Here is a 21,574-nt window from a genome sequence, read left to right as displayed (position 1 = left end):
ACATCTCAGTCCTCGAGCTCGCTTTTGGCGACCTCCGCGCCGGCGAACTCCAGCACCTCGCGGGCGCCCTCGTCGGAGTACCCCTGCTCTGTCAGGGCGTCGACCCACGCGGCGCGCTCGTCGTCGTCGAGCTCCCCGGCCGACACCAGCGCGGAGAAGTTGATGTTGTGTTTCTTGTCCTCCCACAGCTTCCGCTCGAGAGCACGCCGGAGCCGGTCGTTCTCCTGCGGGTCGAAGCTCGACCCCTCGCGGGCGCGGCGACTCACCCAGTTCGCGACCTCCTGGCGGAAGTCGTCCTTGCGGTCGCCGGGGATCTCCAGCTTCTCCTCGACCGACCGGAGGAACGTCTCGTCGGGCTCCTGCTCGCGGCCGGTGAGGTCGTCCTCGACGGTCGTGTCGTCGATGTACGCCATCACGTGGTCCATGTACTTCTCGCCCTGGCGGCGGATCTCGTCGACGTCGTACGCGAGCGCGTGGCGCACGTCCTCGATGGCCCGCTCTTTGTACTCCTCGCGGACGAGTTCGAGATAGCGGTGGTACGTGTCGAGCTTTTCCTCGGGGATCGAGCCGTGGTTCTCGAGGTTGTGCTCGAAGTGTTTGAACACCGCCAGCGGCGACAGGTACCCCCGATCCCTGTGCCGGGAGTCCATGATCGCCTCGGCGATCTCGTCGCCGATGAACCGTGCAGAGACCCCCTCCATTCCCTCGGCGATGTCGGCCGCGCGGTCGCCGTTCTCCCTGAGCTTGCGCTCGTCGATCTCGTCGGTCTCGTCGATCTCGCCGTTGTACGCCTTCGCCTTCTGCACGAGCGAGACGGACTCGTCGGTCGGCTCCTCGAGACGGGTGAGCACGCCGAAGAGGCCGGCCATCTCCATGGCGTGCGGCTCGATGTGGATGTCGGGCACGTCGGCGTTGCGGAGCATCTTCCGGTAGATCTCCGACTCCTGTTCGTACTCCAGGACGTACGGGTAGTCGATCCGCTTGGTGCGATCGTTGAACGCCTCCATCTTCTCGTCGCCCTTCTTGTCCCGGTACTCGGGCATGTTCGTCCGGCCGACGATCACCTGGTCGATGTCGATCCGCGGGTTGTTGCGCGGCTTGATCGTCTGCTCTTGGCTGGCGTGCAGGAAGTCGTAGAGGAACTCCCGCTGGAGCTTCAACAGCTCCTCTCCCGAGAAGATGCCCCGGTTGGCGTTACAGAACGCCCCCGCGTAGTCGAACGCTCGCGGGTCGTTCTCGCCGTACACCGCGAGCTTCGAGTAGTTCACGTCGCCGGTGAGCTCCGTCTCGTCTTGGTTCTTCTTGTCCTTCGGCTCGAACGTCTCGATGGCCCGGCGCTGGTTCTCGTCGGCGACGAGCCGGACCACCTCGATGTGGTTCTCCAACACCGCCTGCAGGTCGTCCTCGTAGTGCGCGAGCAACTCGTCCATGTAGAAGCCCGACGCTGGGTCGAGGCTCTGCTCGTTGCGGATCGTGTACGGCGCGTCGAGCGCCCCGTTCAGCTCGTCGATCACTCCATCGCGCTGTTCTTGAGGAAGCAACACGATCGGGTCCTGATTCATCGCCGAGCGGACGGTGTCGTCGGCGGGGTCCTGGTCCTCGATCACCGAACAGAGGTCGGTCCAGCGGAACGTGTACATCCGCCCCTCGTCGCTGCGGGTGTAGTCCTCGAAGTAGCGCCGGACGAGCCAGTCGAAGTGGCTCTTCCCCGACCCGACCGGACCCAACAGCAGCTTGATCCGCTTTTCGGGCCCGAGCCCGCGCGCTCCCGATTTCACCTTGTTGACGAACTCGTGGATCGATTCGTGGACCTCCCGCCCGTAGAAGGTGTTCTCGCCGTCGTGGATCGGGTCTTCCGAGGCGAGCAGGTACTCCACGACGCCCGCGTCCTCGTCGTAGCGCGTACCGTAGTGGTCGAACATGTCGGCGACGCGCTGGTGGGCGTTGCGCGCGATCAGGGGGTCCGCCGTGACCTCCCGGAGATACCACTCGAAGGGGTTCGCCTCCCGGAGGTCCGCGGGAACCGACCGCTTGTACTGCCGGCTGAGCTCCTCGAGCGTGTGTGTTCTCGATACCTCCCCCGCCGTTCGGTCGTTCGCGTTGTCGGTCTGTTCACTCATGTGTGGGGCCACGTGTGCGGGGACGACCGCGACGGTCCCGCTCGCAGGCACCCGGTGTCGGCGCCGACGCCCGCTCCGCCGGCTGACACCGATCCGAGCGCCGCCGGACCGTCGTGTCCGCTCGTGCCACACGACCGCGTGGGGAACCGGCGTGGGCTGCGTCTCCAACAGAACTCGTCGTGAGGGCGGCCAGTGGGGGTCGTTGCCTCCGTCCCGTGGTCGGACCGAGGCTATATATTGTGGTGGGTGTTAACACACATAAGCTTGACGGCAATTGCTACCGATACCGTCGCGCGCTCGATCGATCGTCGGGTCGCAGGATCGCCGGAATGGCACCGAACTGAGTCTCGTGCGTCGGATTCACTGCTCTCCGTGTCATCGAGCCGAACGCCGAACGTGGCGCCTAAGCCGCCGGGCGAGTAACGACCGCCATGACCGACGACAGCGACGGACGGACCGGGGGCGAGGACGGCGACGGGGGGCCCGCGGCCGGCGACCCCGATGTCGGCGGCGGGATCGAGGAGACGGGCGACACCGGATCCGGGAGAACGGTCGATACGGCTGTCGACGCCGGGGTCGACGCCGACATGCTCGCCGAGGGCTGGCGGCTGTGGAACGAGGAGCCGAGCGGCCGGGCGATCGTCGTGTTCCGGCCGGACGTGTTCGACGCCGATCGCTTCCCAGCGCCGTGTCTTCCCACGGTGTACCTCACGGACGGCTCCCGGCGCGCGCGGCCGGGGTCGGGACAACGCCGGACCGACGAGTGGCACGTGACGCTGTTTCTCGAACCGGAGGTCGAGGCCGAGTCGACGACGTTCGACGACCGTGCGGCCGCCCTGGAGGGCGTTCGCGACGTGACCGAGCGGTTCGTCGGCGGCGCGCTCGACTACCGCGGCGCCTATCAGGTCCCGCGGGAGGCGTACCTCGACGAGCTCGACAACCTGATCCGCGGCGAGTAAGGCGACGCCGGCGGCAACCCTCGGGTCGCTCGGTCGCAGGCCGGTCGCCCGCCGACCGTCGGGTCACCCGCCGACTTACGAGCCGCCCGGCGACGCCGTTATCAGCGGCGCGCGGGATATCTCCACCATGTCCACTGTCACGCTCATCGGTACACAACTCGCCGCCGAGGGAACCGAGTTCGTCTACCAGGGGGAGTCCAGTGCCTGCGAGGGCTGTCCGTACCGCGGCCAGTGTCTCAACCTCACCGAGGGGCGGCGATACCGCGTGACCGGCGTCCGCGACGGGACGCAGGCGCTCGACTGCGCTGTCCACGCGGACGCGAGCGTCCGCGCCGTCGATGTCGAGCCGGCGTCCGTCACCGCGAACGTCGCCTCCCGGGGCGCGTACGCCGGTTCGAGGGGATCGCTCGAGGGACCGTGTCCGCACGTCGACTGCCCGAGCCACGAGCTGTGTGAGCCGCTGGGGGCCGACTTCGACGAGGAGTACCGTATCGCGGAGGTTCACGGCGACCCGCCACACGAGGTGTGTCACCTCGGGCGGACCCTGACGACGGTGACGTTCGAGGCGCCCGACGACGAGTAGATCGCGTCGCTTCGACCGCCGGAGACGGTACTGTTTTGCCGCGATGGGCCGACACACGGACGAGACCTTCTCGATGACTGATACCCAGGGGCCGCCCGGCGACGAGGACCGCCGCGACCGCGAGCTGCTGCTGTACGAAACCGTCCTCGACGATCTCGACGACGCGGTGTACGCCCTCGACCCCGACGGCGATATCGTCTACGTCAACCAGCGCTACGCGGAGATGAAGGGCGTCGACGCCGGAACGCTGGTCGGGACCCACATCTACGACTGGGTCACCGACGAGGCGGCCGAGCGGGCGCGGGCGGCGCTGGAGGAGATCGCCGCGGGCGAGCGCGACGTCGGAGTCGTCGAGTACGACTTCCTCACGGCCGACGGCGACCGGTTCCCCGCGGAGCTCCGGTTCAAGCGGGTGACGAGCGGCGATATCGAGCTCGGACGGGTCGGCGTCATCCGGGACGTCTCCGAGCGCAAGGAGCGCGAGGACGCGCTGCGCCGGAAGAACGAGCAGCTCGAGTCGTTCGCGAGCGTCGTTTCCCACGACCTGCGAAACCCGCTGAACGTCCTCTCCGGATCGTTGGAGCTGGCGCGCGAAACCGGCGACGGGGACCACCTCGAGCGCGCCGAGCGGGCGGTCGAGGACATGACGACGCTCGTCGACGACCTGCTGATGCTCGCGCGCGAGGGGGCGGTGATCGACGAGACCGAACCGGTCGACCTCGCGTCGATCGCCGAGTCGGCGTGGGAAACCGCGACGGACGGGTCGAACGCGAGCGTCTCGATCGAGACGACGAGTCGCGTCGTCGCCGACCCCGATCGCCTCACGCAGCTGCTCGAGAACCTCCTTCGAAACGCGGTCGACCACGCCGGCGACGACGTCGCCGTCACCGTTGATGACCTCGAGGACGGGTTCCGCGTCGCGGACGACGGCCCGGGGATCCCCGCGAACGTCCGCGATCGTGCGTTCGAGAGCGACTACTCGACGGCCGCGGACGGCACCGGCTTCGGGCTCGCGATCGTCGCCGAGATCGCCGACGCCCACGGCTGGAGCGTCTCCGTCGACGACGCCGCAGACGGGGGGGCGGCGATCGAGATCCGCGGCGTCGAGCGCGCACCGGGAGAGTGACGTCGCCCCGCGAACGACCCGATCCCGTGGCCGGGCGGTCGCTGTCGGACGAAGATGCAGGGTAGTGGCGATCGCACCGACACCGTTTTTCCCGAGCGCCCGCCCCCTCCGGTAGTGAACGTTCGCGGTCCCCTCCTGGAAGTCGGCGAGGTCCGGCAGGTGAGCACGCGCTACGGCGAGCGCGACCTCGCCGAGTTGACGGTGAAAGCTGACCGCGGCGCCGGTGACTCAGTCACCGTCACCTTGTGGGGGAAGTGGACCCACACCGCCGAGCACGCCGAGGAGGGGATGGAACTGCTCGTCACCGACGCCGAGCGCGACGACTACGGCGACCGAGAGGGGTACACCACCTCCTCGGAGTCGTACGTCGTCCTCGAGCCGGACTTCCTCGTCGACGTGACCGATATTCGGTCGTGGGTGCAGTGCCCGCGGATGTACTATCTGAACAAGCTCTCGGGCATCCCGCTGAACTACCCCGTCGTGAAGGGGACGGTCGTCCACGAGGTGTTCGGCGACCTCCTCCGGGGCGTGGACCTGGAGGAGTCGATCGACGACCGCGTCGCGGAGGCGGGCCTCGAGCTCGGCCTGCTCGGAATGGAGCGCGAGGAGGTCGTCGACGAGGTTCGGCGCAACGCCGCCGCGATCGAGGGATGGCTCAACCAGGGGACCCTCGCCACGGACGGCGTCGCGTCCGTGGGAGACGCAACCGGGTCCGCGGGCGGCGAACACGCGTCCGCGGACGGCGACGACGCCGCGAACGCCTCGCTCTCTGAGTGGGACGGCGGCCCCGACGAGTCGGAGTGGCGCTCGGAGTACACGCTGATATCGCCCACCTTCGGCATCAAGGGCCGCGCGGACGCGCTGCGCCGCGGACAACCCGTCGAGCTCAAGACGGGGAAGAACACGAACCGCGAGCCGCGCTTCCAGGACAAGATCCAGGCGGCCTGCTACGCGCTCCTCCTGCGCGAGCGCGGCGTCGACGCGGACACGGGCACGCTGCTGTACACCAAAAACACCGCGCTCGACCGCGGCGAGGAGTCCGGCGACCTCTCGCCGGCCAAGGAGTTCTCGGTCGGCAAGGGCCTGCTCGAGTTCGTCGTCCGCCAGCGCAACGAGATCGCCGCGACGGAGTTCGACATGTCCGTCCCGACGGGGTACGAGGCCGACGCGAAATGCGAGTACTGCTTCGAGCAGGACACGTGCATGGTCGTCTCGGGCCGTCTCGATCAGGAGTCGAAGGCCGGCCAGATCGGCACGGCGCTTCCCGAGGCGGAGCGCGAGTACTTCGAACAAACCTACCGCGCACTGGAGGAGGAGCGCCGCGAGACCCACGCGGAGTACCGGAAGCTCTGGGAACAGACCGCCGGGGAACGCGCAGCCGACGACCGCGCGCTGATCGATCTCGAGCCCGTCTCCGAGGAGCCGATCGGCGACGGCCGATGGCGGCTCACCGCCCGCAAGGACAGCGACGCCGTCTCGAAGCTCCGCGAGGGCGACGTGGCGCTGGCGTCCGACGGCGACCCGGCGTCGGGGCACTCCGAGTTGGGCCGCATCACGAAACTGAGCGACGAGGTCGTCGTGGAGACGGACGAGCCCGTGGAGCTGCACCGGCTCGACGTGTACCCCTCGGAGCTGTCGGTGTCGCGAATGCACACCGCGGTCCACGACTTCGTCCTCAAGGGCGACGCCGACCGAAAGGACGTGCTGTTCGGGCGGCGGGAGCCGGCGTTCGCCGACCGCAGTTCGACCGGTAAGCCGTTCATCGACAACAACGACGCGCAGAACGCCGCCGTCGAGCGCGCGGTCGACGCCGAGGATTTCGCGCTCGTCCACGGACCCCCCGGCACGGGCAAGACGTACACCATCGCCCGCATCGTCCAGGCGCTCGTCGAGCGGGGCGACCGGGTGCTCCTCTCGGCGTTCACGAACCGCGCGGTCGACAACGCCGTTGAGGCGCTGCAGGAGCAAGGCTTCGGGGACGTCCTGCGCGTCGGCACCGAGACGGGCGTCCGCGGCGACATGCAGGACCTCCGCCTCGTCACCCGCGGCGAGCCGAACGACCGCGCGGCGACACTGAACTCGGCGCCGGTCGTCGCAGCCACCACGTCCTCCTGTGGCTCGCGGACGATGCGCGAGCAGGCGTTCGATGTGGCGATCGTCGACGAGGCCTCCCAGCTCACCGAACCCGGGACGCTCGCGGCGACCAACCGCGCCGACCGCTTCGTGCTCGTGGGCGACCACGAGCAGCTCCCGCCGGTCGTGCGCGCCGAGAACCGGCTCCGAGAGTCGCTGTTCCAGCGGCTCATCGAGGAGCACCCCGAGGCGGGCGTGATGCTCGACCGACAGTACCGCATGAGTCAGCGTATCCAGGCGTTCTCCTCGCGGGAGTTCTACGACGGGAAGCTCCGTCCGGCGACGCCGGCGGTGGCCGGGCAGACGCTCGGGGACCTGGGCGTCGCCGTCGACGATCTCCCGCCGGAACTTCGCGACGCGGTGAGCTTCGTCGACCCCGACGGCACCCGTGAGGGCAACGCGAACCCGACTGAAGCCGACCGCGTCGCGGAGGTCGTCGACGCGTACGTCGCCGCCGGCGTCGACCCAGACGACATCGGCGTGATCGCGCCGTTCCGCGCGCAGGTCGCCGAGATCGGTCGTCGGACCGACGTGACGGTCGACACCGTCGACCGGTTCCAGGGATCGAGCAAGGAGGTGATCGTCGTCTCGTTCGTCGCCACCGGCGACCTCTCCTCGCCCATCTTCGAGGACACCCGCCGCGTCAACGTCGCGCTGACGCGCGCGAAGAAGGCGCTGTGTCTCGTCGGCGACGCCGACGCGCTCGTCACCGAGCCGTTCTACGAGCGGATGCTCGACTGGGCACGACGGTAGTCGTCCGGGTCGGCGCGTCTCATCGCCGTCTCACGGACCGGTCGATCACGAGTCGCTGCCATCGTCGCTGTCGGACCCATGTCCGTTGGCGGCGGCGGTATCGAACGCGTCCGTCTCCCCCACGGTCTCGTCGGTGTTCGGGGTGACCTCCGAGGCCGCTCGCCGACGGCGCTCGCGGCGCGCGCGTCGTCGGCCCGCGATATCCCCGCGCAGCCTGTCGAGCAGTTCCTCGCGAAGCCGGTCGGCGGCGTCCGCATCGAGGTCGTGGGCGACCGCGTCGCCGCCGAGCAGGCCGGAGGAGGACGCCGAGTCGCCCACGACGGACGCGAGTCGTCGCCGCCGCTGAAAGACCGTCCGCGAGACGAACACGGTCTGTAGCCGGAAGTACGGCACCAGCCGGGTGTGGCGACGGATCACCCCCGTCCGGGTGACGAGCCCGTCGGAGGCGGTCGCGTGCCCGCGGTGTGTCCACGTCAGATGTCCCGCGAGCGGCGCCAGCGCAACGCCGACCAGCGGCGCGAGAGCGACGAACTGCGGCAGGTCGAACACGAGCCGGTCGACGCCGACCGCGACGGCGGTTACCGCAAGCGCCGCGAGCGCGTAGCGGGCGACGTAGCGTCGCCGCGCGCGGGTTGGCGGCCGTTCGACGGTGTCGACCCCGAACGCGTCGTCCGAGGGAGTCTCCGCGCCTCCCGTGTCGTCACCCAACTCTCCCCGGACCTCGTCAGCGAGCGCGACGACGCGCTCGCGGGTGTCCAGCGGGACGGCCGTCTCGACGCCGCCGTCGCCGCCGCCGCCCGAACCGGGCGCGTAGCCGGCGGTGTCGACCGTCAGGCTGGCGTAGCCGAGGCGACGCATGGCGGCGTTCTCCGAGACGGTGAGCGTCTGCACCTTCGAGAGCGGGACCGTCCCGCTGTAGCGCCCGAGCAGGCCGCGCTCGTAGCGGAGTTCGTCGCCGACCCGCTCCAGCCGGAAGCCGTAGTAGCGGACGAACGTCAGCGCCGCGCTGACGACCCAGACGACCAGCAGGAAGCCGACGACGCCGAGCAGGCCCAACGACAGCAGGTCGCCCGTCCCGAGCGAGGGAACGTCGCCGGGGCCCACCTCGACGTCGATGATCCCGTAGCGTACGAGCAGCCGTCCGCCGTCGAACAGCAGATCGTCGAAGAGGCTCGCGCCGACGAACGGCGCGATCACCGCGCTCGGCCGGAACGACACCGCACACAGGATCGCGAACCGCCGGCCGGCGAGCTCGTACAGCGTCTCCGACTCCGGCTCGGAGCGACGCCGCTCCCCCGTCTCCTCCGCGTCGCGGTCGGCGGCGACGCGGGTATCGCCGGCCGCTCCGGCACCGGCCGCATCCGCTGCACCGGAACCGGTTGCGCTGGCTCCGGCGGCGTCCGTGGCGCCGTCGCGTTCGTCCTGTCGGTCGCGCCCCTCGCGCTGGTCGCTCCGGCGACCGTGGCGACCGAGCTCCTCGCGAAGTCGGTCGGCCTCCTCGCGCGCGACGGCGTCGAGTGTCGCCTCCGTCGCCCCCCCGCCGGCCGTCTCGACGGTGACCGTCGAGAGCCCGAGCGTGCGCTGGATGACGCTCCGGCGGACGTCAACGTTCTGGACGCGGTGAAGCGGGATCTCCCGGTCCTGGCGGGAGATCACGCCGGATCGGACGACCAGCCGGTCGGGAAGCGTCTCGTACTCGAAGCGGTACCACCGCGCCAGCGCGGCGCCGGCGCCGACGAGGAACGCCGCCGGGATCGCCAGCGGCGCGAGCGGCCCGGCGCCGTCGCCGCCGCCCATGCCGACGAACGCGGTGCTCGCGAACAGCGCGAACAGCGCCAGTTGGCCGCCGGAGCGGAGCGCGCTGACGGCGGCGGAGGCGGGGTGGAGTCGAACCATCAGACGGCGTCGAACTCCGACTCGGTCGCGAGCTCGCGCAGGCGCTCGCGCAGGTCGCTCGCCCGCGCCGGCGTCAGCCCGGGGATCGTGATGTCGGCGCCGCGGGAGCCGGCCGTGTAGACGACGACCGAGGCCAGCCCGAGCGTGCGTTCGATCGGCCCGCGCCGGGTGTCGACGTGTTGGACGCGCACGTACGGCACCGAGGTGTCGACGCGGGTGAGGACGCCGCGAACCAGATACAGGGAGTCGTCACGCACCTCGAAGCGCCACACCCGATAGCGCACGAACGCGGCGCCGACGCCGAGCGCGACGATTACCAGCGCAACGCCCGCGGCCGCCGCCGGCGGCACCGGCGCGCCGATCCGACCGGCGACGACGCCGACGGCGAGGATCACGGCGCCAGGGACGAGCGCCCCGACGACCCACGCCAGGCGGACCCGCGAGTTGAGCGATTCCATACCCCGCGTTCGGCCGCCTCCGGTAAACGCTGTGGGATCCCGGGACGGTCGATCGGAGCCCGACGCCGGCGATCGCGGTGAGGGCTCAGTCAGTCCGGGTCCGAGTCGACCGGGCCCCCGGAGTCGGCGCGCACGCCGCCGAGTCCCTCGGTTCCGCCGTGTCCGTCGTCTGTTCCGGCCCCGCCGTCGTCCAACTCCTCCATCACGCGTGCGTGAAACTCCTCGAGGGCGGCGTCCTCGTCCCCGGCGAGCACCGTGTCACTGGCCGACAACGTTGCCAGCCCGAACGCCCGCGGCGACGGCGCGTCGACCTCGTGACGGACCACCTCGATGTCGCCGGCCCGAACCGCTTCGAGCACCTCACCGATCCCCGCGACGTTCAGTTTGTCCTCGACGATCTCTCGGTACGTCTCCTCAAGCACCGCAAAGGAGTCGAGGTCCGCGGCAAAGGAGACGAGCATCTCGGCGGACACCTGCTGTTGGGCGGCGGACTTCTCGTACCCCTTGTACCGCTTCAGGATCATCAGCGACCGAGTCGCGTTGATCCGGAAGTAGCGCTGCAACAGGTCAGTCCCCTCCAGCGCCGCCCGGAACTCCGAATACACGGCGTCGGGGTCGAGAGACGCGATCACGTCGGCGATGTCGACCTTCCGGTTCAGCGGCATCGTGACGGTGAAGCCGTTGTCGGCGACGGCGACCTGGACGTTCGCGTTCGCCCGTTGGGTACAGCGATAGGCGACCAGCCGCGAGAGGCCGTCGTTGAACTCGCGGCCGTAGGCGCTGTGGACGTGGTAGTGGCGGCGGTATTCCGCGCGGTCGAGCACCTGCTCGACGACGAGCCGGTCGGGCGTGGAGACACCGTCGGGACCGAGGTACCGACGCTGTTCGTCGAACATCCGGGTGATCGCGCGCACGGCGTTCTCGTCGAGCGGGCGTCGCCTGAGCCACCGGCGGGCGTTCGCGGGTCCGCCGGCCGCGAGCCGGTCCAGCAGCTCGCCCTGGAACGCGAGGATCTCCCGCCCGAGATCGTAGCTGAGCGGGAGCCGTTCGGAGAACCACGAGGGCACCGTCGGCCGCTGGCTCGACTGGTCGACGTACACCTTCGAGCCGCGGCGGTAGCTGTACTGGTACGTCGAGCCGCCGAGCTGGAACACGTCGCCGGGCTCCAGCGTGTCGAGGTACGCCTCGTCGAGCTGGCCGACCCACTCGTCGCCGCCGCGGACGTACACGTCGATCGTGAACGAGTCCGGGATGGTGCCGATGTTCGTCATGTAGATCACGCGCGCCAGCCGACCCCGCTTGCCGATCAGTGGCTCGCCCACGTCGAACTCTTCGTAGTGGTGCTCTCCGTCCGGCGCGTCGTTGGTGTCGCGCCACACCTTCGCGTACGCGTTCTTCTCCTCCATCCCCTCGTGGTCGGCCGTCAGATACCGCATGAGCTGTTCCCACTCGGAATCGGAGTAGTTCCGGTACGGGTACGCCGAGGCGAGCGTGTCGCGAACGTCGGCCTCCCGCTTCACGCCGTTGATCGCCATCCCGTACACCTGCTGTGCGGCCACGTCCTGGGCGTTCTCGGGGACGAACACGCGGTCGACGAACCCCTCCTCCGCGCGCTGGAGCATCACCGCACACTCGACCAGCTCGTCGCGGTCGAGCGCGATCACCCGACCCTCGACGGTCCGTCCGAGGCGGTGGCCCGCTCGGCCGACGCGCTGGAGCAGCGAGGCGACGGACTTCGGCGAGCCGACCTGCACGACGAGGTCGACGTGGGGCATGTCGATCCCGAGTTCCAGCGAGGTGGAGGTCGTGACCACGTCCACGTCTCCGGACTTCAGTTTCTCCTCGACGGCCTCACGGTGTTCCTTCGACATCGAGCCGTGGTGACAGCCCGAGTCGGTCTCGTCGTAGCCGTGGCGTTCGCGCAGCGTCGTCAGGACGCGCTCGGCGCCCGATCGGGTGTTCGTGAACACGAGCGTGTTCTCGTGGCCGTCGATCAGCTCGTGGAGGCGGTCGTGGAAGCGATCGTTCACCACGTCGCGGGGTGTGTCGATCAGGTCGTCGGTCGGGCACTCCAGCCGGAGGTCGAAGTCGCGGACGAACCGGGTGTCGACGATCTCGCAGTCGCGGGGGGTCCACGACCCCGACTCCGGGTCGCCCTCGCCGTCTCGCGGGTCGCTTCGCTCCCCGCTCACCGATTCCGAGCCGCTTCGCGGCTGGCCTCCCTCGCGGGTCGATTCACTCCCCGCTCGGATCGAGGCCTCACGGCCTTCGGCCTCGCCCCCCACCAGGAACCGCGCCATCGTCGACAGCGGCTCGACCGTCGCCGAACAGCCGATCCGCGTCGGCGACCCGTCACAGAGGCGTTCGAGCCGCTCCAGCGAGACCGAGAGGTGCGTCCCGCGCTTGTTGTCCGCCAGCGAGTGGATCTCGTCGACGACGACGTACTCGACGCTGCGGAGCGTCTCCTTGAACTTCGGCGAGTTGAGCAGGATGGCGAGCGTCTCCGGCGTCGTGTTCAGGACGTGCGGCGGCGACTCGAGCATCGCCCGGCGCTCGCTGTCGGGCGTGTCGCCGTGGCGGATCGCCTGCCGGATCTCGGTGTCGTGGCCGCGGTCGGCCAGCCTCTCGGCGATCCCGTCGATCGGCTCCGCGAGGTTGCGGGTGATGTCGTTCGCGAGCGACTTCAGCGGCGAGACGTACAGGCAGCGGACGCCGTCGTCGAGCCCGCCGTCCGCCGCCTGTTCGCGCTCGCGTCGAAAGAGATCGTTGAGGATCGCGGTGAAGCTCGCGAGGGTTTTGCCCGACCCGGTCGGCGACGCGACCAGACAGTTCTCCCCCTCGTCGATGAGCGGGATCGCCTCGCGCTGTGGCGGCGTGAAGAAGCCGCCGTTCGTCCCGACGTACTCGCCGAACTGGTCGACCCACCACCCCCGTACCGAGGGATCCAGTCGGTCGAGCACGTCGCCGTCGGCGATGTCGACGGTCGCGGGGTCGAACTCGTAGTCGGCGTCGGTCGCGGCGAGGAGGTCCCGACCGTCGGTCATTGCGATCGCAAGGGGTCGGGACGGTAAGTCGGTTGTGGGGGTCGCAGGCGGGTGCCGACCCCCAGTCCCGGAGCGGCGCTCGAACCGCAATCACTTCCCCGCCAGACGCGGACACACCACTATGCGCGTCACCTTCCTCGGGACGGGGTCGGCGATGCCCGTCGGCGACCGCGTCCAGACAGGGCTGCTCGTCGAGGCCGCTCCGGGCGACCGAGCCCCGCTGCTGGTCGACTGCGGCGCCGGCGTTCTCCACCGGCTCTCCCAGACCGACCCCGGCTACGAGGCCGTCTCGACGGTCCTCCTGACGCACCACCACCTCGATCACGTCTCCGACCTGCTCTCGCTGCTCAAGGCTCGCTGGCTCGCGGGCGAGGAGCGCCTCCACGTCGTCGGTCCGCCCGGGACGAAGGGCCTGCTCGACGACCTGCTGTCGGTCGGGGCGTTCGAGTACCTCGACGGCCGCGCGGACCTGAGCGTCCGGGAGGTCCATCCCGGCGCCGAGTTCTCGCTGGCCGGAGTGGAGATCGAGGCGTTCGAGACGCGCCACTCGAAGCAGTGTCTCGCCTACCGGTTCGCGAACCGAGGGGACGACGCGGGAGACGGGGTCGGCGGCGGGGCCGACGAGGCGGAAGCCGGGGACGATACGGCAGCCGACGATGGCGACACCGACGAGGACACCGACGATACGGCCGGCGGCGACTTCGTCTTCTCGGGCGACACCGAAGCGTTCGCAGGGCTCGCGAACTTCGCCGAGGGGGCGAGCGTGCTCGCGCACGACTGCTCGTTCCCCGACGAGGTCGACGTTGACAACCACCCGACGCCGACGCAGTTGGGCGAGGCGCTGGCCGGCCGCGACATCGACCGGGTGTATCTCACGCACCTGTACCCGCACACCGAGGGTCGCCACGACGAGATGCTCGAGGCCGTCGGTCGTCACTTCGACGGCGACGTGCGGTTCGCCCGCGACGGGCTCCGATTCGAGCTGTGAGGGAGCGTGACCGGAGGGATTCCCCCCTGTGTCGGCGACGAGCACGGCTGCTGTCGCGTGTGGGCGACAGCGGTGGCGCGCGATGAACCGCGACGCCCTCGGGTTTCTGACGCTCGCGGCGCTGTGGGGGACCGCGTTCGTCGCGACGAAGGCCGCGCTCGCGGAGTTCCCGCCGGTGTTGCTGGGGGCGCTGCGCTTCGACATCGCGGCAGCGGTCCTCATCGCCGTCGCGGTCGCGTCCGGCCGGCGGCTCCGGCCTGCCGGATGGGGAGACCTCGCTCCGATCCTCGCGGGCGGCGCCTTCAGCATCGGCCTCCACCACGCACTGTTGTTCACCGGCCAGCAGTACGTCCCCAGCGCGGTCGCCGCGACGCTGCTCGGGCTGATTCCGGTGCTCACGCCCGTCGCCGCACGCGTGTTGCGTCCGGACGAGCGGATCGACGCCGTGGGTGCCGTCGGCCTGCTCGTCGGCTTCGCCGGATTGATCCTGATCGCCGACCCGGACGTCGGCCGCCTCCCGCTCGTCGGCGGCGGCACGGGCGGCACGGGCGGCGCGGGCGGCGTGGGCAGCGGGGCACTGGCCGCGAACGCCGGCGCGCTGTTCGTGTTCGGTTCCGCTGTCGCCTGGGTCGCCGGCGCGGTGACGACCCGGGAGGACGACGCGACGCTCGGACCGCTCGCGCTGCAGGCGTGGATGGCCGCCGTCGGCGCGCTCCTGCTCCACGTCGCCGCCGCGGTCCTCGGGCAATCGGCCGTCGCGCTCGACCCGTCGACGACCGGGCTGGCGTGGCTCGCGTACCTCGCGGTCGTTCCCGGCGCCGGCGGCTTCCTGCTGTACTTCCGGCTGCTGGACCGACTCGGCCCGATCCGGGCGGGGCTGTTGGAGTACGCGATCCCGCCGTTCGCCGCGCTGTTCGGGTTCGTCGTGTTGAGCGAGACCCTCGCGGCCAACACCGCGTGGGGGTTCGTCTGTATCTTCGCCGCGTTCGTTCTGGTCCAGCGCGAGCCGATTCGAGCGGCCCTCCGGCGGCGCCTCACCTGAGGCCGATCAGCCGATCCGCGTCCCGGCGTCCTTGCCGGCGAGGAACGACTCGACGTCGTCCGGTCCGAACACGTACGCCGGCGAGCCGAGCGCGAGGAGTTCGCGGACCTTCGCGGCCATCCCCCCGGTTACGTCCGTCGCGTCGCTGACGCCGAGCACGTCGGCGACCTCCTCGAAGCGGTCGATGCGGGGAATCACCTCGTCGTCGCCGTCGAGGACGCCCGGCACCGTCGAGCAGAGGCCGACGCGGTCGGCGTCGAGCGCGCCCGCCAGCGCGGTCACGATCTCGTCGCCCGAGAGGACGGTGACGCCCTCCCCGGCGTGGACGACCCCGTCGCCGTGGAGCACCGGGACGAACCCCTCGTCGAGCATCGTCGAAACCTGATCGGTCATCAGCGAGAGGCCGCCGTCGGCGTCGCGGGCGGCCGCCGAGAGGGGATGGACCGGCAGGGCGGGCACGTCCTGGGCGTGCAGCCGGGAAAGCACGAACCGGTTCAGCGTCGTCATCGCGCCGTGGACCGCCATGACGCCGTCGACGTCCCGGATACCCTCGCTCGCGCTCACCCCCTGCTCGGCGGCGTGGTGGTGGCCGAACGAGCCGCCCCCGTGGACGATCACCAGGTCGGCCACGTCCGCGGCGGCGATCGCGGCCGAAAGCGCCGTCAGCGCGTCGCCGTCGAGCGTCTCCGGGCGGTCCTTCTCGGTGATGACCGAGCCGCCGAGCTTCAACACGGTGACCATCTACGCCGCCTCCACGCGGACGCCCTCGGTCGCCAACTCGGCGCGGAACGACTGCTCGCACTCGGCGGTGTAGTCGAGCGCGTGCTCGGTCTCTGGAGTCGGATCCAACGCGACGACGCAGCCGCCGCCGCCCGCGCCCGTGAGCTTCGCGCCGTGTGCCCCCGCCTCCCGGGCGGACCACACCATCGCGTCGAGCGACCGGGCGGAGACGCCGAGCGCCTCTAGCAGTCCGTGGTTAAAATCCATCAGCTCGCCCAGATCCGCGAGCAGGTCGTCGCTCGGTTCGCTCGCTGGGTCGGCGTCTGCGAGGAGCCGCTCGCCCTCGCGGGTGAGTTCGCCGACCGTCTCGACGGTGTCGGCGGCGAACGCGTGCTCCTCGCGGAGCGCGCGCACCCCCGCGACGAGCTGCCCGGTGTCGCCGGCGCCGCCGTCGTAGCCGACGACGAACGGCAGCGGCGGCGCGTCGATGGTTCGCGTGTCGTCGCCTTCGACGCGGACGGCCCCGCCCATCGCCGAGCAGTAGGTGTCCGCTCGCGACGCCTGCCCCTCCTGGACCTCGTACTCGGCCTCGTAGGCCCGTCGGGCGACCTCCTCTGGGTCGAGTTCCGTCCCCAGCGCGCGCGTCGCCGCGTCGATGCCCGCGACGACGACCGCCGCGGACGAGCCGAGCCCCGCTCCCAGCGGGATGGCCGACTCGACGGAGATGTCGAAGCCGGCGTCGGGCGCGTCGGCGGCGTCGCGGGCCTGCCGCACGGCCGCCTCGATGTACTCCATCGCCGCCTCGACCAGCGACGCGGGCACGTCGATGTCCGGCCGGTCGTCGATACTGCCGCCCCAGGTGACGATGAACCCGTCCAACGAGAGGTCCGCGGCGTCGACGCGGACGCGCCCGTCCTCGCGCGGCTCGACGGTGACGCGGGCGCGACGCTCGACCGCGCACGGAACCGCGGGTTCCCCGTACACGACCGCGTGCTCGCCGAACAGGTACACCTTCCCCGGCGCGCTGCAGGTGGTCATACCCGCGACCAACACCCCGCGCCTAACAGCCGTTTCGACTCCCGGAAGCGAGTCCCCGTCGCGACTTCGATACGTGCTGCGGTACGATTATGTGAGACGCCGTTCCGTGTCACCGTGTGGCGCGCTGCCGCCGCGGAACCACGGGGGCAACGGCGCCACGCTCGCGGCCGCGGATCGACGACCCGGGGAAAGAGGGACGCACGCTGTCGCGACCGGTCTCCGGTCGGATCGGGTCGGCTCCGCGGTGCCGCTTTGCAACGGAGCGCCGCGTTCGCCCGGCGTTGTCCCGAGCCATGTGAGTATCCTATTCGATAATCACGTCCGAGGGATTATACCGTTCGACGGTTCCTCTGCACTCATGAGTTCGACGACACCGGACGCCGCCCCGAACGTGGATCAGAGTCGGGACGGCACGCGCTTGCGGGTCGAACTCTCCGGGGAGTTCGAGGTGTCGGACGTGGTCACGGCGATGGCGCGAGCGCGCCATGTCGCCGAGGAGTGCGACGCCGAGTTCGGCGTCCTCGTCGACGTGCGGGAGTTCACCCCTCGCGGGAACGCCCTCGCCGCGCTCGGCGAGTGGGAGACGTTTCTCCGCATGGCCGGCGCGACCGCGGTCGTTCGCGTCGGGGAGGGGGACGCCCAGCTCGGCGGCGCCGACCGCCGCGCCGGCTCCGTCGAGGAGGCGGAACGAATACTGTTTCAGCGGTAACCGACGTAGCTGCCGCTTGGCGCGTACGTCTCGGGAGCTCCGTACCGATCATCGAGCCGCGGCGCCGCCGCTGGCGACGTGAAGACAAAGGAGTGATCGCGGAATCCAGCGACCGGCTTACAGTTCGGCCTCGAAGTCCTCGAGGGCGTAGCCGGGCTCGGCGCCGCGGCGGTCGAGCGTCTCGTTGGCCAGCAGCCAGTAGACGACAGACAGGGCGCGGCGACCCTTGTTGTTGGTGGGGATGACCAGGTCGACGTTGCTCACCTGGTTGTTCGAGTCGCACATCGCGATGACGGGGATACCGACCGTGATGGCTTCCTTGACCGCCTGTGCGTCGCCGATCGGGTCGGTGACGACCACGACGTCCGGCTCGATGTAGCCGGCGTACTCGGGGTTCGTCAGCGTCCCGGGGATGAAACGCCCGGTGCGGGCGCGCGCGCCGATCGCGTCGGCGAACTTCTCGGCCGGGAAGCGACCGTACTGGCGCGAGGATGTGACGAGCACCTGCTCGGGGTCGTAGTTCGCCAGGAACGAGGCCGCCGTCCGGATGCGGCCGTCAGTCTCGCTCACGTCGAGCACGTACAGGCCGTCGTCGCGGACGCGGTGGATGAACCGCTCCATGTCCTCGGTCTTCTGCTGGGTCCCGATGTGGACCCCGGCCGAGAGGTAGTCCTCGACGGGGATGAGGAGGTCCGCCTCGTCGTCCGGCATGACGTCCTCGTCGAAGCGCGGACCCGCGTCCGCCTCCTCGTCGGCGGCCTCTTCGGCCGCCTCGGTCTCCTCGGGCTGTGCCTCAGTCTCGTCGGGCGACTCGTCGGCCGCGGGCTGGGTCTCCTCGACCTCCTCCTCGGCGTCGGCCGCCTCTTCGGTGTCTGCGTCGTTCTCGCTTTCGCTCATACTGCCTCCTCCGCGATGCGGATGAGTTCGTTCAGCTTTGCGGTGCGCTCGCCGCCGACCGTCCCCGTCTTGATGAACGAGGCGCCGGTCGCGACGGCGAGGTGTGCGATGGTCGTGTCCTCGGTCTCGCCCGAGCGGTGGGAGACGACCGCGTCGAGCCCGTTGCGCTGGGCCAGCTCCACGGCGTCGAACGCGTCCGACAGCGTCCCGATCTGGTTCGGCTTGATCAGGATGCTGTTGGCCGCGCCCTCGTCGATGCCTCGCGAGAGGCGCTCGACGTTCGTGACGAACAGGTCGTCGCCGCAGATCAGCGTGCGGTCGGCTCGCGGGCCTTGCCCGCTCGCACCCGGGGCTGAAGCCCCGCCGCCCACTCTGTCGGTCAGGTCGGCGAACCCGTCGTAGTCGTCCTCGTCGAGGGGGTCCTCGACGTACGCGAGGTCGTACTCCTCGACCAGTTCGGCCATGTACTCGACCTGCTCGGCCGAGGTCCGCTCGATGTCCCCGTAGCGGTAGACGCCGGCGTCGGCGTCGTACAGCTCCGAGGCGGCCACGTCGAGGCCGAACTTGATCTCGAAGCCCAGCGTCTCCTCGACGCGCGAGGTCGCCTCGTCGACGATCTCGAACGCCTCCGCGTCGGAGACGGCGGGCGCCCACGCGCCCTCGTCACCCTTCGCGGCGGCGACGCCGCGGTCGGCGAGGATCTCGGCGACCGTGGCGTGCACGTCGGCGTTCGCGAAGACCGCCTCCGCGACCGACGGCGCCCCCACGGGCGCCGAGAGGAACTCCTGGATGTGGGTCGCGTCGGCGGCGTGTTCGCCGCCGCCGACGACGTTCCCCAGCGGGATCGGGAACGACCGGTCCGCGTCGCGGAACGTGCCCCCGAGGTGCTGGAACAGCGGCGCGCCCAGCACGTCGGCGCCGGCCTTCGACGCCGCCATGCTGATCGCGACCGCGCTGTTGGCGCCGATCTCCGAGAAGTCCTCGGTCCCGTCGGCCGCGTGCAGCGCGGCGTCGACGTCGCGCTGGTTGCCGGCGTGGACCGAGCCCTCGAGCCGCGGCACGGCGTGTTCGCGGGCGGCCGCGATGGCCTCCATCGGCGGCAGCTCGATCGCCTCGTACTCGCCCGTCGACGCCCCGGAGGGCGCCGCCGCGCGGCCGAAGCCGCCCGACTGGGTGAGTACGTCCGCCTCGACCGTCGGGTTGCCCCGGGAATCGAGCACGCGACGCAGCGATACCGACTCGATCAGGGTCATCTACTTCCCCTCCCGGCGCACCGTGAACGGAAGCACTCCGGCGTCGTACTCCTCGGCCGCGATGAGGATCGGCTCGGACTGCTCGCTGTCGATCAGCGCCGGCGCGCCGAACGCCAACTGCAGCGCTCGCGCACCCAGGATGCGGGCCTTCTCGTACCGGTTGTACTCCAGGTTCCCGCTCATTGGTAGGGGGAGACGACGTCGACCAGATCGGTGTGACTCACCATCATCCGCCGACAGCAGTGGCGGTCCACGCCGAGCTCGTCGAGGACCGCCGCGGGGTCCTCGTCGCCCTCCTTGGCGCGGGCTTTGAACTCCTCCCAGTGTTCACCGATGACGTTGCCGCACGTGAAACACCGGACAGGGATCATCATGGATGGATCACCTCAGCGGTACGACTTCTGGTAGCGGGCGCGCGCGCCGGGCCCGCCCCACTTCTTCGGTTCGCTCTGCCGGGAGTCGTTGACCAGCAGGGAGCGGTCGAACTCCATGAACGCGTCGCGGAGCTCGGCGTCGTTTCGGTGCTGCACCATCCCGCGGGCGATGGCGGTGCGGACCGCGTCCGCCTGCCCGGCGAAGCCGCCGCCGTTGACGGTCACGTCGATGTCGACCTCCGCGCGGAGGTCGTCGCCGGCGACGCGGAACGGCTCCAGCATCTTCAGGCGCGCCATCTCCGGTTCGACCAGCTCGACGGGCTGGGAGTCGATACGCACTCGCCCCTCGCCGTCCGTGACGGTGGCGCGGGCGACGGCGGTCTTCTTCTTTCCGGACGTGTTCGTTACCATGTGACGTTGGCCCCCAGGTCCTCGGCGACCTCGCCGAGGGTGGTGAACTTGATGTTCGACAGGCGATCGAGGGAGGTGCCATCGAGCACCTCCGGCTCCGGCGCGTCCTCGTCGGGCGAGGTCGTCTCGGACTCGAACGGGTTGCCGATGTACACGCGGACGTTCTCGAACGCCTCGCGACCCTTCGTGGTCTTGTACGGCAGCATCCCGCGGACCGACCGCTTGAAGATGCGGTCCGGCCGCTTCGGGTAGTACGGACCCGAGTCGGAGCCGAGGTTCGCGCGGGTGCGGTACTTCTCGAGCGTCGCCTCGGAGTTTCCGGTGATGACCGTGCGCTCGGCGTTGACGATAGCGACGCGCTCGCCGTCGAGCGCCCGCTGTGCGACCTTCGACGCGACGCGACCCATGATGGCGTCGCGTCCGTCGACGACCACGTCGGCCTCGAACTCTGCGAGGCTCATCGGATCACCCGGACGTCGGTCCCTTCGGGGTTGTTCGACAGCGCTTCCTCCAGCCGGACGGCCTCGCCGGCCTGGTCGATCTTCGTCTCGGCGGTGCCGGAGAAGTCGACGGCGGCGACGGTGACGTCCTTACGGAGCACGCCCGAGCCGAGCACCTTGCCCGGCACGACGACGGTCTCGTCCTCGTTTGCGTACCGCTCGATGCGGCCGAGGTTGACCTCCGCGTGCGTGCGCCGCGGCTTTTCGAGCCGGTCGGCGATGTCCTGCCAGACGGTGGCATCGGACGACCGCGCGACCGACTTCAGTTCGGCGATGAGGTTTTGAAGTCTCGGATTAGTCTTGCTACTACTCATACGGTTACCTCCTGAGTGGGAGTTGTCGGGTCGGTCGCGAGCCGACGGCGCGGACCACACGTCGTCGTGTGGTCGACGCCGGTACTCGGTCGCGACCGAGTCGATGTGTGAAAACGGGAGTGCAGGGGGCAGGATTTGAACCTGCGAACCTCTACAGGACAGCGCCCTGAACGCTGCGCCGTTGGCCAGACTGGGCTACCCCTGCTCGCGTCCCGTCGTTTGCTGTCCCACCGGATAACCCCTTCGGTCCACCCCG

Annotated in this window: 20 protein-coding genes and 1 tRNA gene; 7 read left to right on the top strand and 14 right to left on the bottom strand. The window is 70.2% G+C overall.

Annotation, left to right across the window (positions count from 1 at the left end; all coding sequences use genetic code 11):
• Positions 1–5: 5 nt before the first annotated feature.
• A complete protein-coding gene (locus K6T25_RS14095) occupies positions 6–2,120 on the bottom strand; it encodes a PrkA family serine protein kinase (RefSeq protein WP_222915156.1) in 2,115 nt (704 codons plus the stop codon).
• Between the two features lie 587 nt (positions 2,121–2,707).
• Here K6T25_RS14095 and K6T25_RS14090 point away from each other — a divergent pair.
• The 4 genes from K6T25_RS14090 to K6T25_RS14075 all read left to right on the top strand — a co-directional run bounded on the left by K6T25_RS14090 (position 2,708) and on the right by K6T25_RS14075 (position 7,674).
• Positions 2,708–3,079, top strand: a complete 372-nt coding sequence (locus K6T25_RS14090) for a DUF5820 family protein (protein WP_222918068.1) — start codon at positions 2,708–2,710, stop codon at positions 3,077–3,079.
• A 127-nt stretch (positions 3,080–3,206) separates the two neighbouring features.
• Entirely contained in the window at positions 3,207–3,662 is a 456-nt protein-coding gene (locus K6T25_RS14085) for a UPF0179 family protein (protein WP_222915154.1), read from the top strand.
• A gap of 73 nt (positions 3,663–3,735) precedes the next feature.
• Positions 3,736–4,788, top strand: coding sequence for a two-component system sensor histidine kinase NtrB (locus K6T25_RS14080; protein ID WP_222915152.1), 1,053 nt, complete (start codon positions 3,736–3,738; stop codon positions 4,786–4,788).
• A 114-nt stretch (positions 4,789–4,902) separates the two neighbouring features.
• Positions 4,903–7,674, top strand: coding sequence for an AAA domain-containing protein (locus tag K6T25_RS14075; protein ID WP_225917760.1), 2,772 nt, complete (start codon positions 4,903–4,905; stop codon positions 7,672–7,674).
• Positions 7,675–7,719: 45 nt separating this feature from the next.
• Here the strand turns inward: K6T25_RS14075 and K6T25_RS14070 are convergent, their stop codons facing one another.
• From K6T25_RS14070 to K6T25_RS14060, 3 genes are all read right to left on the bottom strand, one after another.
• A complete protein-coding gene (locus tag K6T25_RS14070) occupies positions 7,720–9,570 on the bottom strand; it encodes a PH domain-containing protein (RefSeq protein WP_222915148.1) in 1,851 nt (616 codons plus the stop codon).
• The gene (locus K6T25_RS14065; RefSeq protein WP_222915146.1) at positions 9,570–10,028 is read right to left on the bottom strand and encodes a PH domain-containing protein; all 459 of its coding nucleotides are present in this window, start codon (positions 10,026–10,028) and stop codon (positions 9,570–9,572) included. Before K6T25_RS14065 ends, K6T25_RS14070 begins: the two co-directional genes overlap by 1 nt.
• Before the next feature lie 89 nt (positions 10,029–10,117).
• Positions 10,118–13,072, bottom strand: coding sequence for an ATP-dependent helicase (locus tag K6T25_RS14060; RefSeq protein ID WP_222915144.1), 2,955 nt, complete (start codon positions 13,070–13,072; stop codon positions 10,118–10,120).
• A gap of 121 nt (positions 13,073–13,193) precedes the next feature.
• Between K6T25_RS14060 and K6T25_RS14055 the strand changes: the two genes are divergently transcribed.
• Positions 13,194–14,060, top strand: a complete 867-nt coding sequence (locus tag K6T25_RS14055) for an MBL fold metallo-hydrolase (protein WP_222915142.1) — start codon at positions 13,194–13,196, stop codon at positions 14,058–14,060.
• An 82-nt stretch (positions 14,061–14,142) separates the two neighbouring features.
• Positions 14,143–15,102, top strand: a complete 960-nt coding sequence (locus tag K6T25_RS14050) for a DMT family transporter (RefSeq protein WP_222915140.1) — start codon at positions 14,143–14,145, stop codon at positions 15,100–15,102.
• 6 nt (positions 15,103–15,108) lie between these two features.
• On the opposite strand, the gene K6T25_RS14045 is transcribed toward K6T25_RS14050, so the two are convergent.
• Together K6T25_RS14045 and mvk are read right to left on the bottom strand one after the other, a co-directional pair.
• Entirely contained in the window at positions 15,109–15,843 is a 735-nt protein-coding gene (locus K6T25_RS14045) for an isopentenyl phosphate kinase (RefSeq protein ID WP_222915137.1), read from the bottom strand.
• The gene (gene mvk, locus K6T25_RS14040) at positions 15,844–16,860 is read right to left on the bottom strand and encodes a mevalonate kinase (RefSeq protein WP_222915136.1); all 1,017 of its coding nucleotides are present in this window, start codon (positions 16,858–16,860) and stop codon (positions 15,844–15,846) included. It lies immediately after the preceding gene.
• A gap of 358 nt (positions 16,861–17,218) precedes the next feature.
• Between mvk and K6T25_RS14035 the strand changes: the two genes are divergently transcribed.
• Positions 17,219–17,569: a hypothetical protein gene (locus K6T25_RS14035; protein WP_222915134.1), complete on the top strand. Its 351-nt coding sequence runs from the start codon at positions 17,219–17,221 to the stop codon at positions 17,567–17,569.
• Between the two features lie 117 nt (positions 17,570–17,686).
• Here the strand turns inward: K6T25_RS14035 and rpsB are convergent, their stop codons facing one another.
• The 8 genes from rpsB to K6T25_RS13995 form a co-directional block, all read right to left on the bottom strand.
• Positions 17,687–18,466, bottom strand: a complete 780-nt coding sequence (rpsB, locus tag K6T25_RS14030) for a 30S ribosomal protein S2 (protein WP_222915131.1) — start codon at positions 18,464–18,466, stop codon at positions 17,687–17,689.
• The gene (gene eno / locus K6T25_RS14025; RefSeq protein WP_222915129.1) at positions 18,463–19,719 is read right to left on the bottom strand and encodes a phosphopyruvate hydratase; all 1,257 of its coding nucleotides are present in this window, start codon (positions 19,717–19,719) and stop codon (positions 18,463–18,465) included. The genes rpsB and eno overlap by 4 nt, the downstream gene beginning before the upstream one ends.
• Positions 19,720–19,902 carry a DNA-directed RNA polymerase subunit K gene (locus tag K6T25_RS14020; protein WP_222915127.1) on the bottom strand — a complete coding sequence of 61 codons (183 nt, stop codon included), beginning with the start codon at positions 19,900–19,902 and terminating at the stop codon, positions 19,720–19,722.
• A complete protein-coding gene (locus K6T25_RS14015) occupies positions 19,899–20,093 on the bottom strand; it encodes a DNA-directed RNA polymerase subunit N (protein ID WP_222607868.1) in 195 nt (64 codons plus the stop codon). The genes K6T25_RS14020 and K6T25_RS14015 overlap by 4 nt, the downstream gene beginning before the upstream one ends.
• Before the next feature lie 12 nt (positions 20,094–20,105).
• The gene (locus K6T25_RS14010) at positions 20,106–20,504 is read right to left on the bottom strand and encodes a 30S ribosomal protein S9 (protein ID WP_222915125.1); all 399 of its coding nucleotides are present in this window, start codon (positions 20,502–20,504) and stop codon (positions 20,106–20,108) included.
• On the bottom strand, positions 20,498–20,965 hold the full coding sequence (locus K6T25_RS14005; RefSeq protein WP_222915124.1) for a 50S ribosomal protein L13: 468 nt from the start codon (positions 20,963–20,965) through the stop codon (positions 20,498–20,500). The genes K6T25_RS14010 and K6T25_RS14005 overlap by 7 nt, the downstream gene beginning before the upstream one ends.
• On the bottom strand, positions 20,962–21,378 hold the full coding sequence (locus K6T25_RS14000; protein ID WP_225917759.1) for a 50S ribosomal protein L18e: 417 nt from the start codon (positions 21,376–21,378) through the stop codon (positions 20,962–20,964). The genes K6T25_RS14005 and K6T25_RS14000 overlap by 4 nt, the downstream gene beginning before the upstream one ends.
• Positions 21,379–21,438: 60 nt before the next feature.
• Positions 21,439–21,523 (bottom strand) — tRNA-Leu (locus tag K6T25_RS13995).
• Between the last annotated feature and the right edge of the window lie 51 nt (positions 21,524–21,574).

This window comes from Halobaculum rubrum, assembly GCF_019880225.1.
Lineage (GTDB): Archaea > Halobacteriota > Halobacteria > Halobacteriales > Haloferacaceae > Halobaculum > Halobaculum rubrum.
Note: the sequence above shows the minus strand (reverse complement) of the source record. Positions and strands in the feature narration are given on the sequence as shown.